The sequence below is a fragment of the Achromobacter sp. SIMBA_011 genome (genome assembly GCF_046535435.1).
Lineage (GTDB): Bacteria > Pseudomonadota > Gammaproteobacteria > Burkholderiales > Burkholderiaceae_B > Achromobacter > Achromobacter dolens.
The window spans coordinates 121,056-144,157 of record NZ_JAWRWN010000002.1 but is presented as its reverse complement, the minus strand read 5'-3'; the positions used below and the strand labels follow the sequence as shown (position 1 = coordinate 144,157).

General features: G+C 69.8%; 21 protein-coding genes. 9 read left to right on the top strand and 12 right to left on the bottom strand.

The window, feature by feature from the left end:
* Nucleotides 1-155 precede the first annotated feature (155 nt).
* Nucleotides 156-1,601, top strand: a complete 1,446-nt coding sequence (locus SB816_RS07965) for an HD domain-containing phosphohydrolase (RefSeq protein WP_410546745.1) — start codon at nt 156-158, stop codon at nt 1,599-1,601.
* Nucleotides 1,602-1,619: 18 nt separating this feature from the next.
* Here SB816_RS07965 and SB816_RS07960 read toward each other — a convergent pair whose 3' ends face one another.
* Nucleotides 1,620-2,807, bottom strand: coding sequence for a serine hydrolase domain-containing protein (locus SB816_RS07960; RefSeq protein WP_242608501.1), 1,188 nt, complete (start codon nt 2,805-2,807; stop codon nt 1,620-1,622).
* Nucleotides 2,808-3,010: 203 nt separating this feature from the next.
* On the opposite strand from SB816_RS07960, the gene SB816_RS07955 reads away from it, so the two are divergent.
* From SB816_RS07955 to SB816_RS07945, 3 genes are all read left to right on the top strand, one after another.
* A complete protein-coding gene (locus SB816_RS07955) occupies nt 3,011-4,054 on the top strand; it encodes an alpha/beta hydrolase (protein WP_410546744.1) in 1,044 nt (347 codons plus the stop codon).
* A 402-nt stretch (nt 4,055-4,456) separates the two neighbouring features.
* Nucleotides 4,457-5,326, top strand: coding sequence for an RNA ligase family protein (locus SB816_RS07950; protein WP_024069770.1), 870 nt, complete (start codon nt 4,457-4,459; stop codon nt 5,324-5,326).
* Nucleotides 5,323-6,459, top strand: coding sequence for an AAA family ATPase (locus tag SB816_RS07945; protein ID WP_269875078.1), 1,137 nt, complete (start codon nt 5,323-5,325; stop codon nt 6,457-6,459). The genes SB816_RS07950 and SB816_RS07945 overlap by 4 nt, the downstream gene beginning before the upstream one ends.
* 26 nt (nt 6,460-6,485) lie before the next feature.
* Here the strand turns inward: SB816_RS07945 and SB816_RS07940 are convergent, their stop codons facing one another.
* Nucleotides 6,486-7,238, bottom strand: coding sequence for a GntR family transcriptional regulator (locus SB816_RS07940; RefSeq protein ID WP_240317294.1), 753 nt, complete (start codon nt 7,236-7,238; stop codon nt 6,486-6,488).
* Nucleotides 7,239-7,332: 94 nt separating this feature from the next.
* Between SB816_RS07940 and SB816_RS07935 the strand changes: the two genes are divergently transcribed.
* The 3 genes from SB816_RS07935 to SB816_RS07925 are packed head-to-tail and all read left to right on the top strand — an operon-like array spanning nt 7,333 to nt 11,233.
* The gene (locus tag SB816_RS07935) at nt 7,333-8,688 is read left to right on the top strand and encodes an adenylosuccinate lyase family protein (protein WP_054502997.1); all 1,356 of its coding nucleotides are present in this window, start codon (nt 7,333-7,335) and stop codon (nt 8,686-8,688) included.
* Between the two features lie 49 nt (nt 8,689-8,737).
* Nucleotides 8,738-9,718 carry a Bug family tripartite tricarboxylate transporter substrate binding protein gene (locus SB816_RS07930; RefSeq protein WP_116791859.1) on the top strand — a complete coding sequence of 327 codons (981 nt, stop codon included), beginning with the start codon at nt 8,738-8,740 and terminating at the stop codon, nt 9,716-9,718.
* A gap of 12 nt (nt 9,719-9,730) precedes the next feature.
* Nucleotides 9,731-11,233: a fumarate hydratase gene (locus SB816_RS07925; RefSeq protein ID WP_175189400.1), complete on the top strand. Its 1,503-nt coding sequence runs from the start codon at nt 9,731-9,733 to the stop codon at nt 11,231-11,233.
* A gap of 12 nt (nt 11,234-11,245) precedes the next feature.
* On the opposite strand, the gene SB816_RS07920 is transcribed toward SB816_RS07925, so the two are convergent.
* The 7 genes from SB816_RS07920 to SB816_RS07890 all read right to left on the bottom strand — a co-directional run bounded on the left by SB816_RS07920 (nt 11,246) and on the right by SB816_RS07890 (nt 18,329).
* Entirely contained in the window at nt 11,246-12,094 is an 849-nt protein-coding gene (locus SB816_RS07920; RefSeq protein WP_064524323.1) for an IclR family transcriptional regulator, read from the bottom strand.
* A gap of 28 nt (nt 12,095-12,122) precedes the next feature.
* Nucleotides 12,123-12,977, bottom strand: coding sequence for a fumarylacetoacetate hydrolase family protein (locus SB816_RS07915; RefSeq protein WP_006387177.1), 855 nt, complete (start codon nt 12,975-12,977; stop codon nt 12,123-12,125).
* 37 nt (nt 12,978-13,014) lie between these two features.
* The gene (locus SB816_RS07910) at nt 13,015-13,785 is read right to left on the bottom strand and encodes an SDR family oxidoreductase (RefSeq protein ID WP_020928760.1); all 771 of its coding nucleotides are present in this window, start codon (nt 13,783-13,785) and stop codon (nt 13,015-13,017) included.
* Nucleotides 13,786-14,043: 258 nt separating this feature from the next.
* On the bottom strand, nt 14,044-15,642 hold the full coding sequence (locus tag SB816_RS07905; protein ID WP_395756806.1) for a GMC family oxidoreductase: 1,599 nt from the start codon (nt 15,640-15,642) through the stop codon (nt 14,044-14,046).
* 18 nt (nt 15,643-15,660) lie between these two features.
* Nucleotides 15,661-16,470 carry a shikimate dehydrogenase family protein gene (locus tag SB816_RS07900; protein WP_144654741.1) on the bottom strand — a complete coding sequence of 270 codons (810 nt, stop codon included), beginning with the start codon at nt 16,468-16,470 and terminating at the stop codon, nt 15,661-15,663.
* A 56-nt stretch (nt 16,471-16,526) separates the two neighbouring features.
* Nucleotides 16,527-17,513, bottom strand: coding sequence for a transketolase family protein (locus SB816_RS07895; RefSeq protein WP_049073030.1), 987 nt, complete (start codon nt 17,511-17,513; stop codon nt 16,527-16,529).
* Complete coding sequence (locus SB816_RS07890) at nt 17,514-18,329, bottom strand: transketolase (protein ID WP_102964990.1); 816 nt, start codon at nt 18,327-18,329, stop codon at nt 17,514-17,516. It abuts the gene before it with no gap.
* A gap of 177 nt (nt 18,330-18,506) precedes the next feature.
* Here SB816_RS07890 and SB816_RS07885 point away from each other — a divergent pair, with 177 nt between their 5' ends.
* Nucleotides 18,507-19,211, top strand: coding sequence for a GntR family transcriptional regulator (locus SB816_RS07885; protein WP_006387160.1), 705 nt, complete (start codon nt 18,507-18,509; stop codon nt 19,209-19,211).
* Nucleotides 19,212-19,220: 9 nt separating this feature from the next.
* Entirely contained in the window at nt 19,221-20,288 is a 1,068-nt protein-coding gene (locus SB816_RS07880) for an iron-containing alcohol dehydrogenase (RefSeq protein WP_410546743.1), read from the top strand.
* Nucleotides 20,289-20,426: 138 nt separating this feature from the next.
* Here SB816_RS07880 and SB816_RS07875 read toward each other — a convergent pair whose 3' ends face one another.
* From SB816_RS07875 to SB816_RS07865, 3 genes are read right to left on the bottom strand one after another with little or no spacing between them, the layout of a single operon-like run.
* Entirely contained in the window at nt 20,427-21,362 is a 936-nt protein-coding gene (locus SB816_RS07875; protein ID WP_024069782.1) for a 3-keto-5-aminohexanoate cleavage protein, read from the bottom strand.
* Entirely contained in the window at nt 21,355-22,317 is a 963-nt protein-coding gene (locus tag SB816_RS07870; protein ID WP_410546742.1) for a 3-hydroxyacyl-CoA dehydrogenase, read from the bottom strand. Before SB816_RS07870 ends, SB816_RS07875 begins: the two co-directional genes overlap by 8 nt.
* On the bottom strand, nt 22,317-23,099 hold the full coding sequence (locus SB816_RS07865; protein WP_410546741.1) for an SDR family oxidoreductase: 783 nt from the start codon (nt 23,097-23,099) through the stop codon (nt 22,317-22,319). Before SB816_RS07865 ends, SB816_RS07870 begins: the two co-directional genes overlap by 1 nt.
* Nucleotides 23,100-23,102 lie beyond the last annotated feature (3 nt).

Here is a 23,102-nt window from a genome sequence, read left to right as displayed (position 1 = left end):
GTTCCTTTTTTTCGGGATCAAACGCCGACATGGCGCTTGCTTGACGCCAGTGTCGTTTTCCCGCCCGTCGCGCGGTATCGGATGATTGACCGATGCGCCGGTTCTCGCTTTCCCGCCCTCTCCTGCCGCCCCCATTCATCGCCCCGCCTGCCCCCATGATCGCCGATAGCGCCATAGAACTGACCGACGCCGTGCTGGCCATGGCCTTCATCGGCGACCTCAGCATGGGCCGCGCCACCGACCATTCGCGCCGCACCGCCTGCCTGGCGGGCCTGCTGGCCGCCGCGCACGGCCTGGATGCGGCCGGCCAGGACCACGCCCGCGCGGTGGCGCTGCTGCGCTGGTCAGGCTGCACCGCCAACGCCGGCGGCTTCGCCGAGCTCCTGGGCGACGACATCGCCTCGCGCGAGGCCATGATGGCGCAGACCCTGCCCCCCCTGGACGCGCGCACGCAGTCGCTGATCGTGCCGCTGGCGCTGATCCATTGCGAGATCTCCGGCGACGTCGCCGTCAGCCTGGGCATGCCCGACGCGGTCGTGACCGGTCTGCGCCACGCCTTCGAGCGCCACGATGGCAAGGGCATGCCCCAGGCGCTGGACGGCGGCGCCGTCTCGCCGCTGGCGTTCATCGTCAACGCCGCCAGCGACCTGGAGATCCTCAGCCGCGCCCATGGCCGCGACAGCGCGCTGGACTTCCTGCGCCAGCAGGCCGGCGCCAAGTATCCCGCCGACATCGCCGCGCTGACCGCGCGCCACGGCCCGGCCTGGCTCGACCAGATCGACGCCGATCCGCCCGACGGCGCCGACTGGAACCTGGCCGGCGGCCGCCCCGGCGCGCCGGCCGCGCTGACGCTGCTGGCCGACGTGGCCGAACTCAAGCTGCCCTGGCTGGCCGGCTATTCGCGCCGGGTGGCGGCGCTGGCGGTGGCCACCGCCGCGCGGCTCGACCTGGACGCGGCGACGCAGGCGCAATTGCAGGCCGCCGCACTGGTCCACGGCATCGGCCGCGCCGCGCTGCCGAACCGCCTGTGGAACACCGCCGGCAAGCTGTCGCCGGACCAGTGGGAGCAGGTGCGCCTGATGCCCTACTGGACCGCGCGCGCGGCGCGCCAGATCAAGGGCCTGAGCGAGGCCGCCGAACTGGCCTCGTATGCCTACGAACGGCTTGATGGCAGCGGCTATTTCCGCGGCGCGGCGGGCGCGGCATTGGGCCTGCCGCAACGCGTGCTGGCCGCCTGCGTGACCTTGCAGGCGCTGCTCGAGGACCGCCCCTGGCGTCCCGCGCTTGCGCTGGCGGACGCGGCGCGGCAACTGCGCCAGGAGGCCGCCGCCGGCCGCTACGACGCCGACGCGGCCGAGGCCGCCATCGCCGCGGCGGGCGGCGAAACCGCCGCCCCGCGCCGCGCCGTCTCGCCGCTGTCGCAGCGCGAACTGGAAGTGCTGCGGCAGATCAGCCTGGGGGCCAGCAACAAGGAAGCGGCGCGCGCGCTGAACATCAGCCCCAGCACGGTGCGCACCCACGTCGAAAGCGTGTTCCGCAAGCTGGAATGCTCGACCCGCGCGGCCGCCACGCTCAAGGCGCTGACCTCGGGCCTGCTGTAGCCAGGGCCGCGCGCCGCATCAACGATCGGCGATCGCCCGCAGCGCCCGATAGGTCTCGCGCTCGTCCTGGTTCTCGCCATAGTCGCTGAGCTTGACGATCACCACGCGCCGGCCGGGATGCACGTACAGGTACTGGCCATGGATGCCGACGGCCGCGAAGTCCGGCCCGCCCGTGGGCTCCAGTTGCCACCATTGCGCGGCGTAGCCCCAGCCGTCGACCGGATGCGGGGCGGGACGCGCGATGCGCGCCACCCACGCGGCCGGGACCAGGCCTGCGCCCTGCCCGGACTCAAGCACGCGCTGCCCGACCCGCGCGAAGTCGCGCGCCGTGGCATTCAGGCAGCAGAACGCCTTCTCGATGCCGCCGGGCCGGTCCAGATTCCAGGTGGCGGCGGACTCCGCGCCCATCGGCCCCCACAGCCGTTCGGCGAGCAGGTCGGCCAGCGGCTTGCCGGTCACCCGCGTCAGCGCCATGCCCAGTAGCTGGGTGTCGACGCTGCGGTAGTCGCCCGCGCTGCCCGGCGTGAAATGCATGCGCCGGTGGTCGTGCACAAACCCGGCCAGATCGCGCGTCAGATACATGCGCGCGGCGCCGGTGAAGGGCCAGTAGGCCCGGTAGTTCTCCGACACGTCGATGCCCGAGGCCATGTCCAGCAGATGCCCGAGCGTGACGCGGTCGTAATCGCCGGCACCCGCCAGCTCGGGCAGCAGCGCGGTCAGGCGGTCGTCCTCGCGCAGCTCGCCGCGCGCGATCGCCTGGCCCACCAGCAGCGACACCACCGACTTGGCCATCGACCACGACGACTGCGGGTCGCTGGCGCGCACGCCCGGCCGGTACCACTCGTACTCCAATTGGCCGTCGCGCAGCACCACCAGCGCGTTGGTGGCGGTGCTTTGCAGGAACCGCTCGAACGGAATTTCGGCGCCTTTCCACGGCACCGTGGCGGGCGGCGGCCAGGCGCTGGCCGCCAGCACGGACGGCGTGGCCGAGGCCGGCACGACCCGCGCCGGCAACAGGTCGCCGCGGCGCGACGGCGCCGACGCCTCCAGCCGCCACAGCGTGTGCGGCGGCGGGATCTCCATCACGGCCGTGGCCGCATAGGCGGCGGCCGTCAGCGCGGCCAGCCCCAGGGCCAGCCGCACGGCGGCGCGGCCCGCGCGGCGGGCGCGCGGGCGCGTGATGCGGGAGGTCGGGTCCGTTGCCATGGCGCGGATCATGCCAAGTCCGCGCCGAATGCACAACAGGCATCGCGCGCTCGTCATCCGCGCACGACGCCGGCGGCGCGGACAAGGAGATTCAAGTCGCAATGTATCCGCCCGCCCGCGCCGTACATTGCGACACCCCCCACCCCGCCGGGCTGGCTACAACGGCGCCACACCCTGTCACTTCCCTTTCCCGGAGACCCGCCATGCCCGATCCCATCGACACCCGACGCCGCCGCCTGCTCGGCACCACCTCGGCCCTGGCCGGCGCCAGCCTCCTGAACCTGGCCCTGGGCGCCAGCGCGCGCGCCCAGGGCGCCGCGCCAGTCGCCCCTCGCGCCACCGGCACGGCCAGCTTCAGCGCCATCCGCCAGATCCGCGCCGGCGACCTGGACATCGGCTACGTCGACGCCGGCCCGGCCAACGGCCCGGTCGCCATCCTGCTGCACGGCTGGCCCTACGACATCCACAGCTTCATCGACGTGGCGCCGCGCCTGACCGCCGCCGGCTACCGCGTCATCGTGCCGTACCTGCGCGGCTACGGCTCGACCCGCTTCCTGTCGGCCGATACCGCGCGCAACGGCGAACAGGCGGTGGTGGCGGTCGACATCATCGCCCTGATGGACGCCCTGAATATCGGCAAGGCCGTCATCGCCGGCTTCGACTGGGGCGCGCGCACCGCCAACATCATGGCCGCGCTCTGGCCCGAACGCTGCCAGGCGCTGGTGTCGGTCAGCGGCTACCTGATCGGCAGCCAGGAAGGCAACCGCAAGCCGCTGCCGCCGCAGGCCGAGTTCCAGTGGTGGTACCAGTTCTACTTCGCCACCGAACGCGGCGCGGCCGGCTACGCCGCCAATGTCGACGCCTTCAACAAACTGATCTGGCAACTGGCCTCGCCGCAATGGCGCTTCGACGACGCCACCTACGCGCGCAGCGCCCGCGCCTTCGCCAACCCCGACCACGTCGCCATCGTCATCCACAACTACCGCTGGCGCCTCGGGCTGGCGCAGGGCGAGGCGCGCTACGACGACCTGGAGCGGCGCCTGGCCGTGGCGCCGAAGATCGCGGTGCCCACCATCACGCTGGAAAGCGACGCCAACGGCGCGCCGCACCCCGCGCCCGCCGCCTATGCCGGCCAGTTCAGCGGCAAGTACCGTCACATCGACGTGACCGGCGGCATCGGCCACAACCTGCCGCAGGAAGCGCCCGAGGCCTTCGCCGACGCGGTGCTGCAGGTGACGCGGCTGTGAATTTCAAAATCACTATCGTGATTTGAATGTGATAGCGCCGTGATACCGCGATACCGCCCGGCGCGCCCCCCGTGCCGGACGCAACCCCGCGTGTCCGCCGGACAACAACCGGCGGACGCGGCGTTGACAGCCTCATCATCGTTGCCTTAGGATGCGCCCTTGCTTTTCAACAACCCCTTTTCTTCCGGGTGCCAACGTGTCTGCCATTCGTCAATTCGCCTAAACGCCGACGACTACCTTCCGGTAATCGCGGTCAGCCTGTCCATTCACGCGGCTCGACCTTCCCGGTCTTGAGCGCGACCCGCGGCAGGCGCGGTTCCGGAACGCGCAACACATCCCCCCTCGCTTCCCTTCCCCGCAAGACCGCGTCGTCGGCTTCCCCACTTTTCCTGGAGAAGACCCATGACGCCGGATTTCCGCGCCTGCGCGCAATCCCTTGAACTGTTCCGCTATCCCCGCACCCCGCACCTGGAAGGCTCGCGGCTGCAGGAGGGCGACCACGGCCACGACCACGTGCCTTACCGCGACCTGCGCGGCCTGCGCCTGGTCGTGGAAGAGAAACTGGATGGCGCCAACACCGGCATCAGTTTCAGCCCCGCGGGCGACCTGCTGCTGCAATCGCGCGGCCACTACCTGGTGGGCGGCGGACGCGAACGCCAATTCAACTTCATCAAGGCCTGGGCCCAGGCCCACGCCGGCTGGCTGCTGCAACGGCTGGAAGACCGCTACGTGATGTACGGCGAAACGCTATCGAAAAAGCACTCGGTGTTCTACGACGCGCTGCCGCACCACTTCTTCGAGTTCGACGTGCTCGACCGCCGCACCGGCGCCTTCCTGTCCACCGAGGCGCGGCGCGAACTGCTGGCCGGCGGCCCGGTGCTGTCGGTGCCTGTCCTGTACGACGGCCTGGCGCCCGCGCGCCTGGCCGACCTGAAGGCCCTGCTGCGGCCCTCGCTGGCCAAGACGGCGCGGTGGCGCGACGCGTTCGAGGCCACCGTGCGGCGCGAGGGCCTGGACCTGGCGCTGGCCTGGCGGCAATGCGACAAGTCGGACCTGTCGGAAGGCCTGTACATCAAGGTGGAGGCCGACGGCAGGACGCTGGGCCGATACAAATGGGTGCGCGCCGACTTCGTCCAGGCCATCCTGGCCGCCGACAAGCACCATTCCGAGCAGCCCTACGTCCCCAACCAGCTCGCGCCCGGCGTCGACCTGTACGCCCCGCGTCCGCGGGTCGATTGGGACACGCTGCGCGGCGACAAGGAGGCATCATGAACTACGAGCAACTGCGGGCCCTGGCGCCCGCCGCCGGCCAGGCGCCGGACTTCGCGGCCTGTCTGGCGGCCTTTCCGGCACTGGAGCTGGCCAAGGCCACGCCGCAGGACCCGCGCTACCACGGCGAAGGCGACGTCTGGACCCACACGCGCATGGTGGTCGAGGCCCTGCTGGCGCTGCCCGATTACCAGGCCGCCAGCCGCGCCGACCAGGAAATCGTGTTCCTGGCGGCGCTGCTGCACGACATCGCCAAGCACGCCACCACGGTGATCGACCCGGCCAGCGGCGCGATTTCGCAACCCGGCCATTCCGCCCGGGGCGCGATCGACGCGCGCATCGCGCTGTGGGACGTCGGCGTGCCCTTCGCCGTGCGCGAGGCCATCTGCCGCCTGATCGCCGTGCACCAGGTGCCGTTCTTCGCCCTGTCCGGTTCGCGCCGCGGCAAATCGGTGGAATTCATCGTGCGCGAGCTGTCGTGGCAACTGAGCATTCCGCTGCTGGCGATGCTGGCCGAGGCCGACATGCGCGGCCGCATCTGCCGCGACCAGCAGCAGGTGCTGGACAACATCGCGCTGTTCCGCGAGGCCGCGCGCGAGGAAGACTGCTACGGCCAGCCGCGGCGCTTCGCCGACGCGCACACCGCCGTCAGCTACTTTCGCGGCGCCGACGTGCATCCGGACTACGCCCTGTTCCAGGAGCCCGGCTCGCGCGTCATCGTCATGTCGGGCCTGCCGGCCAGCGGCAAGAACAGTTGGGTGGCGGCGCATCACCCCGACCTGCCGGTCGTGTCGTTCGACGACGCGCGCGAGGCGCTCGGCCTGGCGCACGGCAAGAACGAAGGCAAGGTGGCGCACCTGGCGATCGACCGGGCCAAGGCCTTGCTGCGCGCGCGCCGCCCGTTCGTCTGGAACGCCACCAACCTCAGCCAGTTGATGCGCAAGAAAACGCTGGACCTGCTGTACGCCTACCACGCCGAGGTCGAGCTGGTGTACCTGGAGCAGCCGCGCGCCGAACTGCTGCGGCGCAACGCCCGGCGCGACACGTCGCTGCCCAACAAGACCCTGCTGGGCATGCTGCACCGCTGGGACCTGCCGCTGCCGACGGAGGCGCACCGGGTGGTGTACGCGGTGTAGGCGCGGCGGCGCGGGGACCAACCGGCTCAGTGCTCGCGGATCAGCGTCGTCGAAAACTCGTAGCGTCCGGCAGGATGGTACGAGCACGACGCTTCCACGATCTGCCCGGCCTGGTCCTTGTAGTGGCGCAGGATCAGCAAGCCGGGCGACTCCGGCGCCACCTGCAATTCGCCGGCCACCGCCGCCGGCATGGCGCAGGCCGAGATGGTCTGCTCGACCGAGGCGATGCGGCGGCCGTAGTGTTCCTCGATCAGTTCCGACACCAGCCGGTCGGGATGCTGGCGCGCCAGCTTGCGCACGCCCTTGTAGTGGGCGTCCACATACAGCTCGGTCCACACCACCGGCGGCTGCGCCGGCGTGCCTCGGGTCGAGACAAAACGCAGCCAGCGCGTGCCCGGCCCGACGCCCAGGCGCGCGGCCAGTTCCAGGTCGGCCACGATCTCCTGCACCTGCAGGATGGTGCGCGGCGTGCGCGCGGCCAATTGCACCAAGTCTTCCAGCGACCGCAGCGACTGGCTGAAACCGGCCTTGGGCCGGGCCGCCGTGACCACGGTGCCGCTGCCGCGCCGACGCGCGATCAACCCCAGGTCCTGCAACTGGCGCAACGCCGCCCGCAGGGTGTGACGACTGGCGTCGAACTCTTCGGCCAGGGCGTTCTCGGACGGCAGCACGGCCCCCACGGCATACACGCCGCCGGCGATCCGTCGTGCCAGTTCTTCGGAGATGCGGGTGTACAGCGAGATGGACATGGAACCGGGGGTGTTTGCGACAGGCTCCATTCTATCTGCTGCCCGGGCGCGGGTATTCCCCGGCATTGACGCCCGCCGAAGGCCCTGCTTAAATGTACGTACAACTTTTTAAGAGCGTACATTTATGCCAGTCTCGGTTCTCGAATCCACCCTCTTCAAAGATATGTTCGGCACCGCCGCGATGCGGGCCGTGTTCGACGATGCCGCCACCGTGCGACGCTATGTGGAAACCGAAGTCGCGCTGGCGCGGGTGCAGGGCCGGCTGGGCGTGATCCCGGCCGAGGCCGCCCGCGCCATCGAGGCCCGCGCCGACGCCGCCGCCCTCGACATGACGCTGCTGCGCGAGGAAACCGAGATCGTCGGCTATCCGATCCTGCCGCTGGTGCACCAGCTGTCGCGCCAATGCGGTCCGGAAGGCGAATACCTGCATTGGGGCGCGACCACGCAGGACATCATGGACACCGCCACCGTGCTGCAGGTGCGCGAGGCGCTGGAACTGGTGGATGCCGACCTGGCGGCGCTGGACGCCATCCTCGACAACCTGGCGCGCGAATACCGCGACACCCCCATGGCAGGCCGCACCCATTTGCAGCACGCCCTGCCGATCACGTTCGGCTACAAGGCCGCCATCTGGCTGCTGATGCTGCGGCGCCATCGCGAACGCCTGGCGCAGTTGCGGCCGCGGGTGCTGATCGGGCAATTCGGCGGCGCGGCCGGCACGCTGGCCTCGCTCGGCGAGCAGGGCCTGACGGTGCATGGCGCCCTGATGGACGAACTGGGATTGGGCGCCGCGCCGGTGACCTGGCACGTGGCGCGCGACGGCCTGGCGGAAACGGTGCAGTTCCTGGCGCTGGTATGCGGCTCGCTGGGCAAGATCGCGGTCGACATCATGCTGATGATGACCAACGAGCTGGGCGAGGCGTTCGAGCCGTTCGTGAAGGGCCGCGGCGCCTCCAGCACCATGCCGCAGAAGCGCAATCCGATCTCGTGCGAATTGATGTGGGCGGCGTCCAAGACCGTGCGCCAGCACGCCGGGCTGGCGCTGGACGCCATGCTGCAGGACTTCGAGCGCGCCACCGGCCCCTGGCACATCGAATGGTCGGCCGTGCCCGAGGCCTTCGTGCTGACGGCCGGCTCGCTGCGCCAGGCCCGCTTCATGCTCGGCGGACTGGAAGTGGACACCGCGCGCATGGCGCGCAACCTGGATCTGTCCGGCGGCCTGATCGTGGCCGAGGCCGTGATGATGGGCCTGGCGCCGCACATCGGCCGCCAGACCGCGCATGACGTGGTCTACGACGCCTGCCGCGAGGCGGCCACGTCCCGCCGCCGGCTGGCTGACGTGCTGCGCGAGGATGCGCGGGTCGCGCAGCGGCTCGGCGCGGACCAGATCGAACGGCTGTGCGATCCGGCCCACTACCTCGGGGCCGCGCCCCGGATGGTGGACCGCATGCGCGCGCATCTCAACCCCGGCGCCGCCTGAACCGCGGCGCCGGCTTTCCCCCGATAAAAAACACCCACGGAGACAAACCATGAAGAACTGGCTGGCGGCGATCACCGCCACGGCGGCATTCGCCCTGACCCCGGGCGCGCACGCGCAGGACACCTACCCCAACCGCGCCATCACCTGGATCGTGCCGTTCGCGGCCGGCGGCCCCACCGACGCGATGGCGCGCAACATCGCCAACCGCGTCGCGCAGGAACTCAAGCAGACCATCCTGATCGAGAACGTGGGCGGCGCGGGCGGCACCATCGGCGCGGCCAAGGCGGCCAAGTCGACGCCCGACGGCTACACCTTCCTGGTGGGCCACATCGGCTACATGGCGGCCGCGCCGTCGCTGTACCAACGGCTGCCGTACGACCCGACCAGGGACTTCCAGGCGGTGTTCCGCTTCCCCGACACGCCGCTGGTGCTGCTGGTGGGCGAAAGCTCGCCCTACAAGTCGGTGTCCGAACTGATCGCCTTCGGCAAGCAGCATCCGGGCAAGCTCAACTTCAGTAACGCCGGGGTCGGCTCGACCTCGCACCTGGTGGCCGCCATGTTCGCCAGCCAGGCCGGCATGGACATCACGCCCATCGCCTACAAGGGCGCCGGCCCGGCGCTGAACGACCTGATGGGCAACCAGGTCGACGCCATGTTCGACCAGACCAACACCGCCCTGCCTCAGACCCGCGGCGGCAAGGTGCGCGCGCTGGGGCTGACCTCCGCCACCGCCATGGCGCAGTTCCCCAACGTGGCGCCGATGGGCGCGCAAGCCCTGCCGGGCTTCCAGGTGTCCACGTGGTACGGCCTATATGCCCCAAAGGGCACGCCGGACGCGGTGGTGCAGACGATGTACGGCGCCTGGCAGAAGGCGCTGGCCGACAGTGACTTCACCGGCAAGATGGTGGAACAGGGCATCCAGTTGCTGCCGGAGGGCCAGTACGCGCCCGCCGCCTTCCAGCAATTCACCGCCGATGAAGGCAAGCGCTGGGCCGGCGTCATCAAGCAGGCCGGCATCACGCTGCAATAGGCCCGCCACATCATGCGCGTCCTGCTCGCTTCCGATATCGAGACCAGCATCGCCCAGGCCCTGCAGGCGGTCAGCCACACGCATCCGCCCGATTTCGTGCGGGCGCTGAAGGCCGCCCACGACCGCGAAACCGCGCCGGCCGCGCGCCACGCGCTGCTGCAATTGCTGGTCAACAGCAAGATGAGCGCGCGGGCGCGGCGCCCGGTCTGCCAGGACACCGGCGTGGCGCACGTCTATGCCCGGCTCGGCATGGACGCGCGCATCCGCGCCGACGGCTCCGGCCCCACGCCCAGCCTGCAAAGCCTGGCCGACCGGGCCGTGGCGCGCGCCTATGGCTGTGCCGCCAATCCGCTGCGGGCATCGATGGTGCGCGACCCGCTGGGCCTGCGCCGCAACACCCGCGACAACACGCCCGCCGTGCTGCACGTGGAACTGGTGGAAGGCGACGGACTGGAGTTGACCGTAGTCGCCAAGGGCGGCGGCGGCGACGTCAAGGCGCGCTATGCCATGCTCAATCCCAGCGACTCGGTCGCCGACTGGGTGGTGGCGCAACTTCCCGGCATGGGCGCCGGCTGGTGCCCGCCGGGCGTGCTGGGGCTGGGCGTGGGCGGTTCTCCGGAACAGGCCATGGCCCTGGCCAAGCGCGCCCTCTTCACGCCGATCGACATGCCCGAGCTGCTGGCACGCGGCGCGCAAGACCCGGTCGAGCGCTTGCGGATCGAGGTCCACCAGCGCGTCAACGCGCTGCGCATCGGCGCCCAGGGCCTGGGCGGCGACACCACCGTGCTCGACGTCAAGGTCGCCACCGCCGCCTCGCACGCGGCGCTGCTGCCGGTGGCGCTGCTGCCCAACTGCGCCGCCACCCGCTTCGTGACGTTCACGATGCCCGACAGCGGGCCGGCGGTACTGCCGCCGCCCGATCCCGCGGCCTGGGACGGCATTCCGGACGCCCTGCCGGACAGCGCCGGCCGCCGGGTCGACCTGGACTCACTGACGCACGCCGAGGTCGCCTCGTGGCAAGCCGGCGAAACGCTGCTGCTGTCCGGCAGGTTGCTGACCGGCCGCGACGCCGCGCACAAGCGCATGGATGAATTGCTGGCGCGGGGCGAACCGCTGCCGGTGCCGCTGCAAGGGCGCGCGCTGTACTACGTCGGCCCGGTCGATCCGGTGGCCGGCGAAGCGGTGGGCCCGGCCGGCCCCACCACCGCGGCCCGCATGGACAAGTTCATGCCGCGCCTGCTGGCCGACAGCGGCCTGCTGGTGACCATCGGCAAGGCCGAGCGCGGACCGCTGGCGGTGCAGGCGATCCAGGCCCACGGCGGCGCCTACCTCAGCGCGGTGGGCGGCGCGGCCTACCTGGTGTCGCAGGCCGTGCGCGCGGCGCGCGTGGTGGCCTTCGCCGACCTGGGCATGGAGGCGATCTATGAATTCGAGGTGCGCGACATGCCGGTGACGGTGGCGATTGATGCGCGCGGTCGCCCGGTGCATGCGGTGATCCCGATCCAGGCGGCGTGAGCGCGCCCTCCCCTACGCCTGCTCCGGCAGATAACCGCTATACCCCATCAGCGTCGACAACCGCTGGGCGACGTTGGCGACGATCTCCTGCACCTGGGCGATGCTGGGCGATTCCTTGCGGTCGATGCGCTCGATGTGGGGCACGTTGATGGCGGCGATGACCTGGTTGCCCACGCCCATCACCGGATAGGCGACGTTGGTGATGCCGCGGATCTGGCGGCTGGCCATGCAGGCGCAGCCGTTCTTGCGCACGTCCGCCAGGATCGGGAACAGTTCGCCCGGGTCGGACTCCAGCTCGCCTTCCACCTTGATGTGGGCGGCCAGCATGCGGGTGCGCTCGACCTCGTCGCGGAATGCCAGCAACACGTGGCCCGAGGACGTGTCGGTCAGGCCCATCATCACGCCCACCTTCAGGCCGAACGACCAGCGCTCGGGGCTGTCGACCTGCGCGATCACCACCACCCGGCCGGCCTGGTAGACCGCCAGGTGGCACGACTGGCGCGCGCGGTTGGCCAGTTCGCGCAGCAGCGGCAGCGCCACGCTCACCAGCGATTTCAGCGGCTGCTGGCGGTGCGCCAGCTCGAACATCTTCAGCGTCAGCGTGTAGCGGTCGTTGTCGTCGACCTGCACGAAGCCGCGCCGCTGCAGCGTCACCGCCATGCGGAAGATCTCGCTGACGCTGCGGCCGATCTTCTGCGCCAGCTCGGCCAGCGTGTAGCCGGCCGGGCTGGCGGCCAGCGCCTCCAGGATGTCCAGCCCCTTTTCCAGGGCGGGCGCGGCGTAGCGTTGCGCGCCCGGCGCGTCGGCGGCGTCGGCCTCGGTCGGCGTGGAATCGGCGGGGGAAATCTTGGAAGCGGTCATGGCGTCGGCGTTGGAGTGAAACCCGATTTTATTCGGCCCGGCTCCAGGCCCGCAGGGCCTGCCGCTGTTCGCCCAGGCCGGCGATGCCCAGGCGCATCTCGTCGCCCGCCTTCAGGTACACCGGCGGCTTCTGGCCCAGGCCCACGCCCGGCGGCGTGCCGGTGCTGATGATATCGCCCGGCATCAGCGACATGAAGCGGCTGATGTAGCTGACCAGCGTCTTGACGCCGAACACCATGGTGCGGGTGCTGCCGTTCTGGAAGCGATGGCCGTTCACTTCCAGCCACATGTCCAGGTTCTGCGGATCGGCGACCTCGTCGCGCGTCACCAGCCACGGGCCGACCGGCGCGAAGGTGTCGCAGCCCTTGCCCTTGTCCCACTGGCCGCCGCGCTCGATCTGGTATTCGCGCTCGGACACGTCGTTGACCACGGTGTAGCCGGCCACGTAGTCCATGGCCTCGCTTTCCTCCACGTACGAGGCCTTCTTGCCGATGACCACGCCCAGCTCCACTTCCCAGTCGGTCTTGACCGAGCCGCGCGGGATGATCACCGGGTCGTTCGGGCCGCTCAGCGACGAGCTGGGCTTGAGGAACAGCACCGGCTCGGCCGGCACCGGCAGGCCGGACTCGGCGGCGTGGTCGGCGTAGTTCAGGCCGACGCAGACGATCTTGCCGACGCCGTTGACCGGGCAGCCGTAGCGCACCGCGCCGTCCACGCGCGGCAGGCTGGCGGGGTCGAGCTGGGCCAATCTGGCCAGCATCGCCGGGGCGATGGCGGCGGTGTCGATGTCGGCCACCACGCCCGACAGGTCGCGCAGCGCGCCCTGGGCGTCGATCAGGCCGGGTTTTTCCTGGCCGGGCTGGCCGTAGCGTACGAGTTTCATGCGGAATCCTTGAAAGGGAACAAAGCGGAGCGGCGGCTCAGTTGGACCAGCCGCCGTCGATAACCTGGATGGTACCGGTAGTGAAAGCCGATTCGTCGCTGGCCAGGTAGACCGCCAGCGCGGCCACCTCCTCCACCCGGCCGACGCGGCCGATGGGCTGGCGCGCCACGAAGGCGGCGCGCACCGCGGCTTCGTCGCTGCCCTGCTGGCGCGCCTGCGCGGCGATGCGCTCGCGCAGCGAGGGCGACTCGACCGTGCCGGGGCAGATCGCGTTGCAGCGGATACCGCGCGCCACGAAGTCCGCCGCCACCGCCTTGCTCAGCCCGATCACGGCGGCCTTGGAGGCGCCATAGACGAAGCGGTTGGGCACGCCCTTCACGCTGGAGGCGGCCGAGGCCATGTTGATGATCGAGCCGCCGCGTTCCAGCATCAGCGGCAGGTAGGCGCGGATGGTGCGGTACATGGCCTTGACGTTCAGGTCCATGCTGAAGTCCCAGTCGGCCTCGTCGCAGTCCAGCACGGTGCCGGCGTGGACGAAGCCGGCGCAATTGAACAGCACGTCGACGGCGCCGGTCTCGCGCGCGCAGTCGGCCACGGCGGCGCCGTCGCGCACGTTCAGCACGCGGGTGCGCAATCCGTCCAGGCCGGCTTCGCGCGCCTCCTTCGCCAGGTCGGCCAGCGCCGCCTCGTTGATATCGGTGGCCCAGACCTGGGCGCCCTCGCGCGCCATGGCCAGGGCGCTGGCGCGGCCGATGCCGTTGCCGGCTGCGGTCACCAATGCGCGCTTGTCTTGCAAACGTAGGGTCATGTCTCGTCTCGTCGGTGGGGAACGTGGCGCGGCGCCGGAGCGGCGTGCATTATCGTGAAATTCAATTTTATTAATGAAATAACATTAGAAGAATTTCAACGCCCCAACAAGACAGAGATTTTAAGTATTTACCCTATATTCCTTCCCACTCCTGAGCTTTCAAATAAATTGTGCAGGGCCAAAATATAGAAAATCAGTTTTATCAATGAAATCTCGGCGCTTGCGCATGCTGCCCGATTCACCGGCCGCCACACTGCGTCACGCCGCCGCAACATCCTCCAGGATCATCTCGGCGCCGCGCTCGGCCACCATCATCACCGCCGCCTGGGTGTTGCCCGACACCATCTTCGGCATCACCGAGGCGTCCACCACCCGCAGGCCGTCGATGCCGTTGACCCGCAGGCGCGGATCGGTCACCGCGCCGCCATCCGAGCCCATGCGGCAGGTGCCGATCGGGTGATAGATGGTCTGGCCGTTGCGGCGCGCGAAATCCAGCCACTGCTCGTCGCTGTCCACGTCCGGCCCAGGACTCATCTCGCGCTCGATATAGCGCTGCAGAGCCGGCTGCTGCACGATGCGCCGCGCCACCCGCATGCCGCCCACCAGGCTGTCGCGATCGATCTGCGCGGACAGGAAGTTGGGCCGGATCGACGGCGCGACCAAGGGATCGGGCGACTTGATATGAATGGAACCCGTCGACTCCGGCCGCAGTTGCGCCACGCCGATGGTCATGCCCGGCTCGCGGTCGAGGATGCGCTCGGCCGCGTTGGCGTAGCTGGCGTGCACGAAGAAATACTGCACGTCGGCCGCCGGCAGGTCCGGCGCGCTCTTGACGAAGCCATGCACCAGCCCCGTGCCCAGCGTCAGGATGCCCTTGCGGCGGGTGTAGTAGCGCGCCACCTGTTGCGCCAGGCGCCAGCCGCGCGACATCTCGTTGAGCGTCACGGTGTTCCGGACCCGCCAGTTCATGCGCGTGGCGAAGTGGTCGATGTAGTTCTCGCCCACCCGCGGCTGCGCGTGCACCAGCGGTATGCCGAAGGATTGCAGCAGCGCGGGATTGCCCACGCCCGACAGTTCCAGCAGTTGCGGCGACTGCACCGCGCCCAGGCACAGCAGCGTCTCGCGCCGCGCCCGCACGGTGAACTCCTGGCCATTCTTGCGGTAGGCCACGCCGACGCAACGCTTGCCTTCGAACAACAGCCGCGTCACGTGCGCGCCGCATTCCACCGTGAGGTTCTTGCGGTTCGCGGCAGGCTTCAGATAACCATCCACCACGCTCCAGCGACGGCCATGGTGCTGCGCCACCTGGTAGTAGCCGACCCCGTCCTGGCGGCCGGCGTTGTAGTCGGGATTGAGCGGCAGGCCGTCCTCCTGCGCCGCGCGCAGGAAGGCGTCGGACAGCGGAAAGCGCTCGGCCACTTCCTCCACGTGCATCGGGCCGTCCTTGCCGCGGGTCTCGCCGCCGGGCTCATAACATTCAATCTTGCGGAACACCCGCTCGGCGGTGCCGCCGCCCCAGCCGGTGGCGCCGGCGGCCTCCCAGCCGTCGTAGTCCTGCGGCCGGCCGCGCACGTAGATCATGCCGTTGATCAGCGTCGAACCGCCCAGGCCCTTGCCGCGCGGCACGGCGATGGTGCGGCCGTAGACGTTGTCCTCCGGCTCTGTGGCGAAGCGCCAGTTGTAGTCCGGGTTCACCAACAGCTTGGAAAAGCCCGCCGGGATCGAGATCCACATGCTGCGCGCCTCGTGCCCGGCTTCCAGCATCAGCACCCGGTGGCGGCCGTCGGCCGTCAGGCGGTTGGCCAGGATGCAGCCGGCGGTGCCGCCGCCCGCGATAATGAAGTCGTAGTCGCCCATCGTCTCGTCCGTCGCGCCTCAGCGTTGCGCGGCCGGCGCCACGCCCATCATTTCCGCCATCAGCTCGATCTGCCCGGCCAGCATCGGCGCGCCGTAGTGCACCTTGCAGCCGCGCGCCCGCGCCGCCACCAGCAGCGGCGTGTCGGCCGGCTGCATGATGACCTCGCACACCAGTTGATCGGGCGTCAGCCGCGCCGCGTCCAGCGGCAGCGCGTCGTCCGGCTTCATGCCGAGCGAGGTGCCGTTGACCACCAGCTCATGGCCGGACGGATCGGCCGTGCCAACCGTGATGTCGGCCCCGGGATGCAGCGACAGGATGCGCGCCCTCAGGTCCTCGGCCTTGGCCGGCGTACGGTTGGCAATCGTCAGCCGCGACACGCCCGCCTGCACCAGCGCGAAGCCGATGGCGTTGGCCGCGCCGCCGGCGCCGGCCAGATAGGCGCGCTTGCCCTCGGGCGCCACGCCGTGCGTGCGCAGGCCGCGCACGAAGCCCTCGCCGTCCAGCATGTGCGCCACCAGGCGGCCGTCGGCCTCGCGCCGCACCACGTTGGCCGCGCCGATCTTGCGCGCCACCGGCGTGGCCTCGTCGGCCAGGGCCAGGATCGCCGCCTTGTGCGGCATGGTGACGATCAGCCCGCCCAGGTTCTCCAGCCGCCGCAGCCCGGCCACCACCTCGGCCAGGTTGTCGGGCCGCGCATGGAACGGCACGCAGACGCCGTCAAAGCCGATGCGCGCGAAATGCTCGTTCAGGCGCTGCGGGGTTTTGACGTGGTAGATCGGGTCGGCCAGGATGCCGAACAGGCGGGTGTTGCCGCTGATTTCCTTCATTGCTCTGTCTCCTTGTCGGGGCGCCGGCACCCGGCGCCCGTGAATGCTGGCACGCCCTATCGCGCGATGAGTTCGCGCGCCACCGCCTCGATGCCGGCGCCGTCGAGCTGGTAGTGCGCGTACAGCGTGGTGGGCGGGGCGATCAGGCTGTATTCGTCGTAGATGCCATGGCGCCGCAGCCGCGTGCCGCTGCCGGCATCGGCCAGCACCTCTGCCACCGCCGAGCCCAGGCCGCCCATCACATTGTGTTCCTCCACCGTCAGCAGCGCGCGCGCCTGGCCGGCCGCCGCCAGCACCGCCTCGCGGTCCAGCGGCTTGATGGTGGGCATGTCAATCACCCCCACCGACAGGCCGTCCTCGCGCATCCGGGCGGCCGCTTCCAGCGCCGCGTGCAGCGTGATGCCGCAGGCGATGATGTTCAGGTCGCTGCCGGTTGAGTGGACGATGGCGCGGCCGAACGCGAACGGCGCGCCGTCCTCGTACACCTGCGGGTCGCGGCCGCGGCCGATGCGGAAATAGATCGGCTCGGGCCAGTCCACCGAGGCCTTGATGGCGGCGGCCAGTTGCGGCCCGTCGGCCGGCGACACCACGGTCAGGCCGGCGATGGCGCGCATGGTGGAGATGTCCTCGGTGGCGTGGTGCGAGGTGCCATAGAAACCCAGGCTGATGCCGGTGTGATGGCCGATCAGCCGCACCGGCAATTTGGTGTAGGCCACGTCCATGCGGATCTGCTCGCAACACAGCAGGCCCAGGAACGAGGCAAAGGTCGCCACGAACGGCATCGCGCCGGTGGTGGCCAGGCCGGCAGCCGCCGACACCATGTTCTGCTCGGAAATGCCGAACTGCACGTAGCGCTCGGGATAGGCCGAGGCGAAGCGGTTCAAGCCGTTGGAATACTGCAGGTCGGCCGAGCCGGCCACCACCGGATGCCCGGCCCGCGCCAGGTCGATCAGCGCGTCGGAAAGATACGACAGCCCGGGGTTCACCGCGTTCAGCGCGCGGTACTGCCAGGAATCGGGGGAAAGCGTCTGTGCCTGTGCCATTCAGATCTCGCGGGTCATGATTTCGTCGATGGCGGCCTGCGCGTCCTGCGGCGCCAGGTAGCCCAGATGCCAGCCGGGCTCGGTCTCCATATAGGAAACGCCCTTGCCCTTGATGGTTTTGGCGATGACGCAGGCCGGCCGCGCGCGCGCCTCGTCCGCGCGCAGCCGCCGCAGCAGCGCGGTCAGCGCCGCCAGGTCATGGCCGTCGACCTCGTGCACCTCCCAGCCAAAGGCCTGCCACTTGTCGCGCAGCGATTCCACGCCGATCACGTCGTCGACCTTGCCGTCGAGCTGGTAGCCGTTGCGGTCGATGATGGCCACCAGGCGCGACAGCTTGTGGTGCGCGGCGAACAACGCGGCCTCCCACACCTGCCCTTCCTGCATCTCGCCGTCGCCCAGCATCACGAACACGTTGAAATCGCGCTGGCTCATGCGGCCGCCCAGCGCCATGCCGGCGCCGTTCGAGAGCGCATGGCCGATGGAGCCGGAACTGAAATCGACGCCCGGCACCTTGGTCATGTCGGGATGGTCGCCCAGCGGGCTGCCCAGGCGGGTGTAGCCGTCCAGCAGTTCATGCGGAATGAAACCGTGGTCGGCCAGCACCGGGAACAGGCCCACGGCCGCGTGGCCCTTGCCCATCAGGAAGCGGTCGCGATCCGGCCAGCCAGGCTCGCCCGGCCGCAGCCGCATCACGTCGTAATACAGGGCGGCAAAGATCTCGGCGCACGAAAAGACCGAGCTGTAATGCCCGACCTTGGCGATCTCGATCAGCCTGATGGTCTCCAACCGGATGTGGCGGGCCTTTTCCCGCAGCATCCGGACCTCGTCTTCGCTTGGGTCTCCCCGGTCCTGGCGCATGGCGTCTCCTTCGCTTATCAGAATATATGATATATAATATACCCATCGCGCTTGAATTGGCCAGGGCGGGATAGAATTCAGCCGGGCGCCGTTTCACGGCCTCCGCCATTCCATCGAACCCAAGCCTCGACCGTCATGCCCAGCCTTAAACCGGTAAAAAAAGAGAACCTCTCCGTCAAGGTCTACAACGAGATCCGTAACGCCCTGATCAACGGGCAGTACGAACCCGGAGAGCGCCTCATCATTGGCGAGCTGGCCCAGGAAATGGGCGTCTCGATCACGCCCGTGCGCGAGGCCATCTTCCGTCTCATCAGCGAACAGGGCCTGGAAATGCAGGCTGCCACCGCGGTCTACGTGCCCTATGTCAACTCGGAAAAGCTGCGCGAAATCCAGCAGATCCGCTTCCACCTGGAAGGCATGGGCGCGGCCGAGGCCGCCAGGAACATCACGCGCAAGCAACTGGACAACCTGATCGCGCTGCAGAAGGACTTCATCTCCTGCACCTCGACCGACCCCAAGCGCGCCAGCTACCTGAACCGCAAGTTCCACTTCGGCATCCTGGAAGCCAGCAACAAGCCCATCCTGCGCAACACCGTGGAATCGTTCTGGGTCATCACCGGCCCGATCCTCAAGGTGTTCCACATCAAGACGGCGGGGCTGGACTACTCCCAGGATGAACACCGCCACGAGGCCGTGCTGGCCGCGCTGGAAGCGCGCGACCCCGAAGCCGCCACCAAGGCGATCCAGGCCGACCTGGTGTGGGGCGGCAAGATCATGATCGACTGGCTGGTCGAACGCGAAAAAGAACTCGACTACCGCCCGCCAGGGCCTCGCAAATAGGAAGACTCGATGCTGAAGATTTTCGGCGCTCCCGGCCGCTACATCCAGGGAGCCGGCGCGCTCGACGCGCTGGGCGGATACGCCGCCTTGTTCGGCCGCCGCGCCGCCCTGGTCATCGACCGCTACGTGCAGGGCGTGCTGGGCCCGAGAATCGAGGCATTGTGCGGCGCCCACGGCGTGGCGCTGACGGCCCTGCCGGTCGAGGGCGACATCACGCCCGAATCGATCGCGGCGCTGCGCGCGCAGGCCGCGGCCGCCGGCGTCGACATGGTGATCGCGGTGGGCGGCGGCAAGGCGCTGGACGCCGGCAAGGCGGTGGCCAAGGCCGAGCACTGCCACCTGGTCACGGTGCCCACGGTGGCCTCCAACGACGCCCCCACCAGCAAGAACTACGTGCTGTACGACGCCCATCACAACCTCCTGGCGGTCGAGCACATGCTGTTCAACCCCACCATCGTGCTGGTCGACACCGCCGTCATCGCCACCGCGCCCGCGGCGTTCTTCCGCGCCGGCCTGGGTGACGCCATCTCCAAGAAATTCGAAGCCGAACAATGCGCCCGCAACGGCGGACGCAACATGTACGACGGCGTCCCGCCGCTGACCGCCCAGTTGATCGCCGACGGTTGCCTGCGCACGCTGCTGGCCGACGGCGCCGACGCGCTGGCGGCGGCCGGCAGCGGCCAGCCCACGCCCGCCTTCGAGCGGGTGGTGGAAGCCATGATCCTGATGAGCGGCCTGGGCTTCGAGAGCGGCGGCCTGTCGATCGCCCACGCCCTGACGCGCGGCCTGCCGAACATCGCCGGCCTGGCCAGCGCGCCGCACGGCCTGCAGGTGGCCGTCGGCCTGCTGGTGCAGCTCGACCTGGAGGCGCGCCAGGACGGCATGCTGGCCACGCTGACGCAGTGGTACGAACAGGTGGGGCTGCCCACCACGCTGGCGGCGCTGGGCGCGGCCGCGCCGTCCGACGCCGAACTGGCGCGCGCGGCCGAGCTGACGCTGGCCGCGCGCCATGCCGCCAATTTCGATCGTCCGCTGGACATCAAGACCCTCGTCGCCGCCTTGCGCCGCCACGCCTGACGCCCCGCCGCTCGCGCTGGCGGCGTCCCGCGGGCGGCGCCCGGGAGCGCCGCGACCCGCATCCGGCGGGCCGCGCGCCGCGCCATCGGCGGGGGCATCAATCCGGCGGCGGCGCGCACGCCCTTGCCCGGCCTGGCGTCAGAAAGCCACGTTGTCGCCGCCCTTCAGGCCCAGCTTGGCGCGGGTATCGGCGGGCGTGGCCACTTCCAGGTTGAGCGCCTCCAGGATGGTGCGGATGCGCTCGACCTGCGAGCGGTTCGACTCGGCCAGTTGGCCCGGCCCGATCCACAGCGAATCCTCCAGACCCACCCGCACGTTCGAGCCCATGGCCGCGCCGATGGTGGCCAGCGGCATCTGGTTGCGGCCGGCACCCAGGATCGACCATTCGTACTCGTTGCCGAACAGGCGGTCGGCGGTGCGCTTCATGTGCATCAGGTCTTCGGGGTGCGGGCCGATGCCGCCCAGGATGCCGAACACCGACTGGATGAACGGCGGCGACTTCACCAGGCCGCGGTCGACGAAATGCGCCAGGTTGTACAGGTGGCTGATGTCGTAGCACTCGAACTCGAAGCGGGTGCCGTTGGCGTTGCCCAGCTCCAGGATCGATTCGATGTCCTGGTAGGTGTTGCGGAAGATCAGCGAACGGCTGTTCTCCAGGTGCTCGCGCTCCCACTCATGCTTGAAGTCCTGGAAGCGGCCCAGCATCGGGAACAGGCCGAAGTTCATCGAGCCCATGTTCAGCGACGCCAGCTCCGGCTTGAAGGTGGTGGCCGGCCGCATGCGCTCCTGCACCGTCATGTGCGGGCTGCCGCCGGTGGTGATGTTGATGATGGCGTCGGTCTCGGCCTTGATGCGCTTGAGGAACGGCTCGAACAGCGCCGGGTCCTGCGACGGCTTGCCGGTCTGCGGGTCGCGCGCATGCAGGTGCAGCACGGCGGCGCCGGCGCGGGCCGCGCCGATGGCGGCCTCGGCGATCTCGTCGGCCGTCACCGGCAGGTGCGGCGACATGCTGGGCGTGTGGATGGCGCCCGTCACGGCGCAGGTGATCACGACTTTCTGCTTGGCTTTAGCCATTTTCGTCTCCGTTGTCTTGCGGTTGCTTGTGGCGCATCAGGCGCATCAGTTGTTCGTCGCGCCAGTAGCGGCGCGTCGTCAGGTCTTCGGCGGGCAGCAGGCCGCGCCGCTCGGCCGCCAGGGCCTCGACCAGCGCGCCGTCCCAGGGCACGGGTTCGCGCTGGCTGGCGCCGATGGATTGGTACAGCCCGCCGTAGCGCGCGCAGTAGTCGGCAAGGCCGCCGGGCGCGTTCAGGTCGATGGTCTCGAACGGCCCCATGAACGACCAGCGCAGGCCCAGGCCGTCCTTGACCGTGGTATCGATGTCCTCGGCGCTGGCGATGCCGGCGGCGGCCAGGCGGAAGGCCTCGTGCAGCAGCGCGCCCTGCAGGCGGTTGAGGATGAAGCCCTCGATCTCGCGCCGCATCGTCACCGGCTTCTGGCCGATGTCCAGCATGATGTCGCGCGCCGCCTGCATGGCGGCCTCGCTGGTCCAGGGCGCCGGGCACAGCTCCACCACCGGGATCAGATAGGGCGGATTGACCGGATGCGCCACCAGGCAGCGAGCCCGGCCGGGCAGGCCTTCGGTGAATTCGCTGGCGGGAATGCTGGACGTGGAACTGCCGATGATGGCGTCGGGATCGGCCGCCGCGTCCAGTTGCGCGAACAGGTCGCGCTTCAGATCCCGCCGCTCGGGCGAGTTCTCCTGGATGTAGCGGGCGCCGGCCAGCGCCTCGGGCAGGCTGGCCGCCACTTCGATGCGGGCGGCGGCCGACGCCGCGTCGCGCAGCAGGCCGTGCGCCTGCAATGCATCGAGCTGGCGCCGGATCAGCGCGCCGGCCTCGGCCAGCATGGCGGCGTCGACGTCGTACAGCCGCACCTGCCAGCCCTGGCGCGCGAACACGATGGCCCAGGCCTGGCCGATCAGGCCGGTGCCGATGATGGCGGCGTGGCGCCGCCGCGGATCGGCCGCCATCAGTAGAGCTTCTGCGTGAAGCCGTCCACCACGATGGCCTGCCCCGTGACGCTGCGGGCGGCCTCGCTGGCGTTGAACAGCACCATGTTGGCAATGTCGCGCGCCGTGACCATGCGGCCCAGCGCGGCCTGGTTCTCGTAGAGCGCGGCGATTTCCTCGACCGGCTTGTCCAGCGTCCTGGCCTTGGCCTCGATCACGGCGCGGATGCGCGGGCCTTCGACCGCGCCCGGCAGGATGGCGTTGACGCGGATACCGTGGCCGCCCAGCTCGATCGCCAGCGACTTGGTGAAGCCGATCACCGCCCACTTCGAGGCCGAATAGACCGAGCGTCCGGCAAAGCCCAGGTGGCCCGCGGCCGACGACAGGTTGATCATGACGCCGGCGCGCGACTGCTTGAGCAGCGGGATGGCCTGGCGCGCGCACAGGAACTGGCCGGTGATGTTGACCGCCAGGGTGCGGTCCCAGTCGGCCTTGGACAAGGTCTCGACGAAACCCGTGGGGCCGGCCACGCCGGCGTTGTTGACCAGGATGTCCAGGCCCCCCAACTGCTGGCGCACGGCATCGAACAGGGCCGCCACGCTGTCTTCATCCGACACGTCGGCATGCACCGCGCGCACGCCGGGCAATTCGGCCGGCAGCGCGGCCAGCCGCTCGCGGTTGACGTCGCACACCAGCACCGACGCCCCCGCGCTGTGGAACACCTGCGCCATTTCCAGGCCCAGTCCATCGGCGCCGGCGGTGATGAGTACCTTTTTTCCGGCGAAATCCACTTCCTCGAACATGCT

What these genes read in the sequence shown, in the direction of transcription:
- SB816_RS07905 (WP_395756806.1), bottom strand. Translation starts at nt 15,642, where the DNA reads ATGGGCGACTACGACTTCATTATCGCGGGCGGCGGCACCGCCGGCTGC.
- SB816_RS07865 (WP_410546741.1), bottom strand. Translation starts at nt 23,099, where the DNA reads ATGTTCGAGGAAGTGGATTTCGCCGGAAAAAAGGTACTCATCACCGCC.
- SB816_RS07920 (WP_064524323.1), bottom strand. Translation starts at nt 12,094, where the DNA reads ATGACCGCTTCCAAGATTTCCCCCGCCGATTCCACGCCGACCGAGGCC.
- SB816_RS07880 (WP_410546743.1), top strand. Translation starts at nt 19,221, where the DNA reads ATGCTGAAGATTTTCGGCGCTCCCGGCCGCTACATCCAGGGAGCCGGC.
- SB816_RS07945 (WP_269875078.1), top strand. Translation starts at nt 5,323, where the DNA reads ATGAACTACGAGCAACTGCGGGCCCTGGCGCCCGCCGCCGGCCAGGCG.
- SB816_RS07940 (WP_240317294.1), bottom strand. Translation starts at nt 7,238, where the DNA reads ATGGAGCCTGTCGCAAACACCCCCGGTTCCATGTCCATCTCGCTGTAC.
- SB816_RS07960 (WP_242608501.1), bottom strand. Translation starts at nt 2,807, where the DNA reads ATGGCAACGGACCCGACCTCCCGCATCACGCGCCCGCGCGCCCGCCGC.
- SB816_RS07965 (WP_410546745.1), top strand. Translation starts at nt 156, where the DNA reads ATGATCGCCGATAGCGCCATAGAACTGACCGACGCCGTGCTGGCCATG.
- SB816_RS07950 (WP_024069770.1), top strand. Translation starts at nt 4,457, where the DNA reads ATGACGCCGGATTTCCGCGCCTGCGCGCAATCCCTTGAACTGTTCCGC.
- SB816_RS07900 (WP_144654741.1), bottom strand. Translation starts at nt 16,470, where the DNA reads ATGAAGGAAATCAGCGGCAACACCCGCCTGTTCGGCATCCTGGCCGAC.
- SB816_RS07890 (WP_102964990.1), bottom strand. Translation starts at nt 18,329, where the DNA reads ATGCTGCGGGAAAAGGCCCGCCACATCCGGTTGGAGACCATCAGGCTG.
- SB816_RS07915 (WP_006387177.1), bottom strand. Translation starts at nt 12,977, where the DNA reads ATGAAACTCGTACGCTACGGCCAGCCCGGCCAGGAAAAACCCGGCCTG.
- SB816_RS07925 (WP_175189400.1), top strand. Translation starts at nt 9,731, where the DNA reads ATGCGCGTCCTGCTCGCTTCCGATATCGAGACCAGCATCGCCCAGGCC.
- SB816_RS07955 (WP_410546744.1), top strand. Translation starts at nt 3,011, where the DNA reads ATGCCCGATCCCATCGACACCCGACGCCGCCGCCTGCTCGGCACCACC.
- SB816_RS07895 (WP_049073030.1), bottom strand. Translation starts at nt 17,513, where the DNA reads ATGGCACAGGCACAGACGCTTTCCCCCGATTCCTGGCAGTACCGCGCG.
- SB816_RS07910 (WP_020928760.1), bottom strand. Translation starts at nt 13,785, where the DNA reads ATGACCCTACGTTTGCAAGACAAGCGCGCATTGGTGACCGCAGCCGGC.
- SB816_RS07930 (WP_116791859.1), top strand. Translation starts at nt 8,738, where the DNA reads ATGAAGAACTGGCTGGCGGCGATCACCGCCACGGCGGCATTCGCCCTG.
- SB816_RS07885 (WP_006387160.1), top strand. Translation starts at nt 18,507, where the DNA reads ATGCCCAGCCTTAAACCGGTAAAAAAAGAGAACCTCTCCGTCAAGGTC.
- SB816_RS07870 (WP_410546742.1), bottom strand. Translation starts at nt 22,317, where the DNA reads ATGGCGGCCGATCCGCGGCGGCGCCACGCCGCCATCATCGGCACCGGC.
- SB816_RS07875 (WP_024069782.1), bottom strand. Translation starts at nt 21,362, where the DNA reads ATGGCTAAAGCCAAGCAGAAAGTCGTGATCACCTGCGCCGTGACGGGC.
- SB816_RS07935 (WP_054502997.1), top strand. Translation starts at nt 7,333, where the DNA reads ATGCCAGTCTCGGTTCTCGAATCCACCCTCTTCAAAGATATGTTCGGC.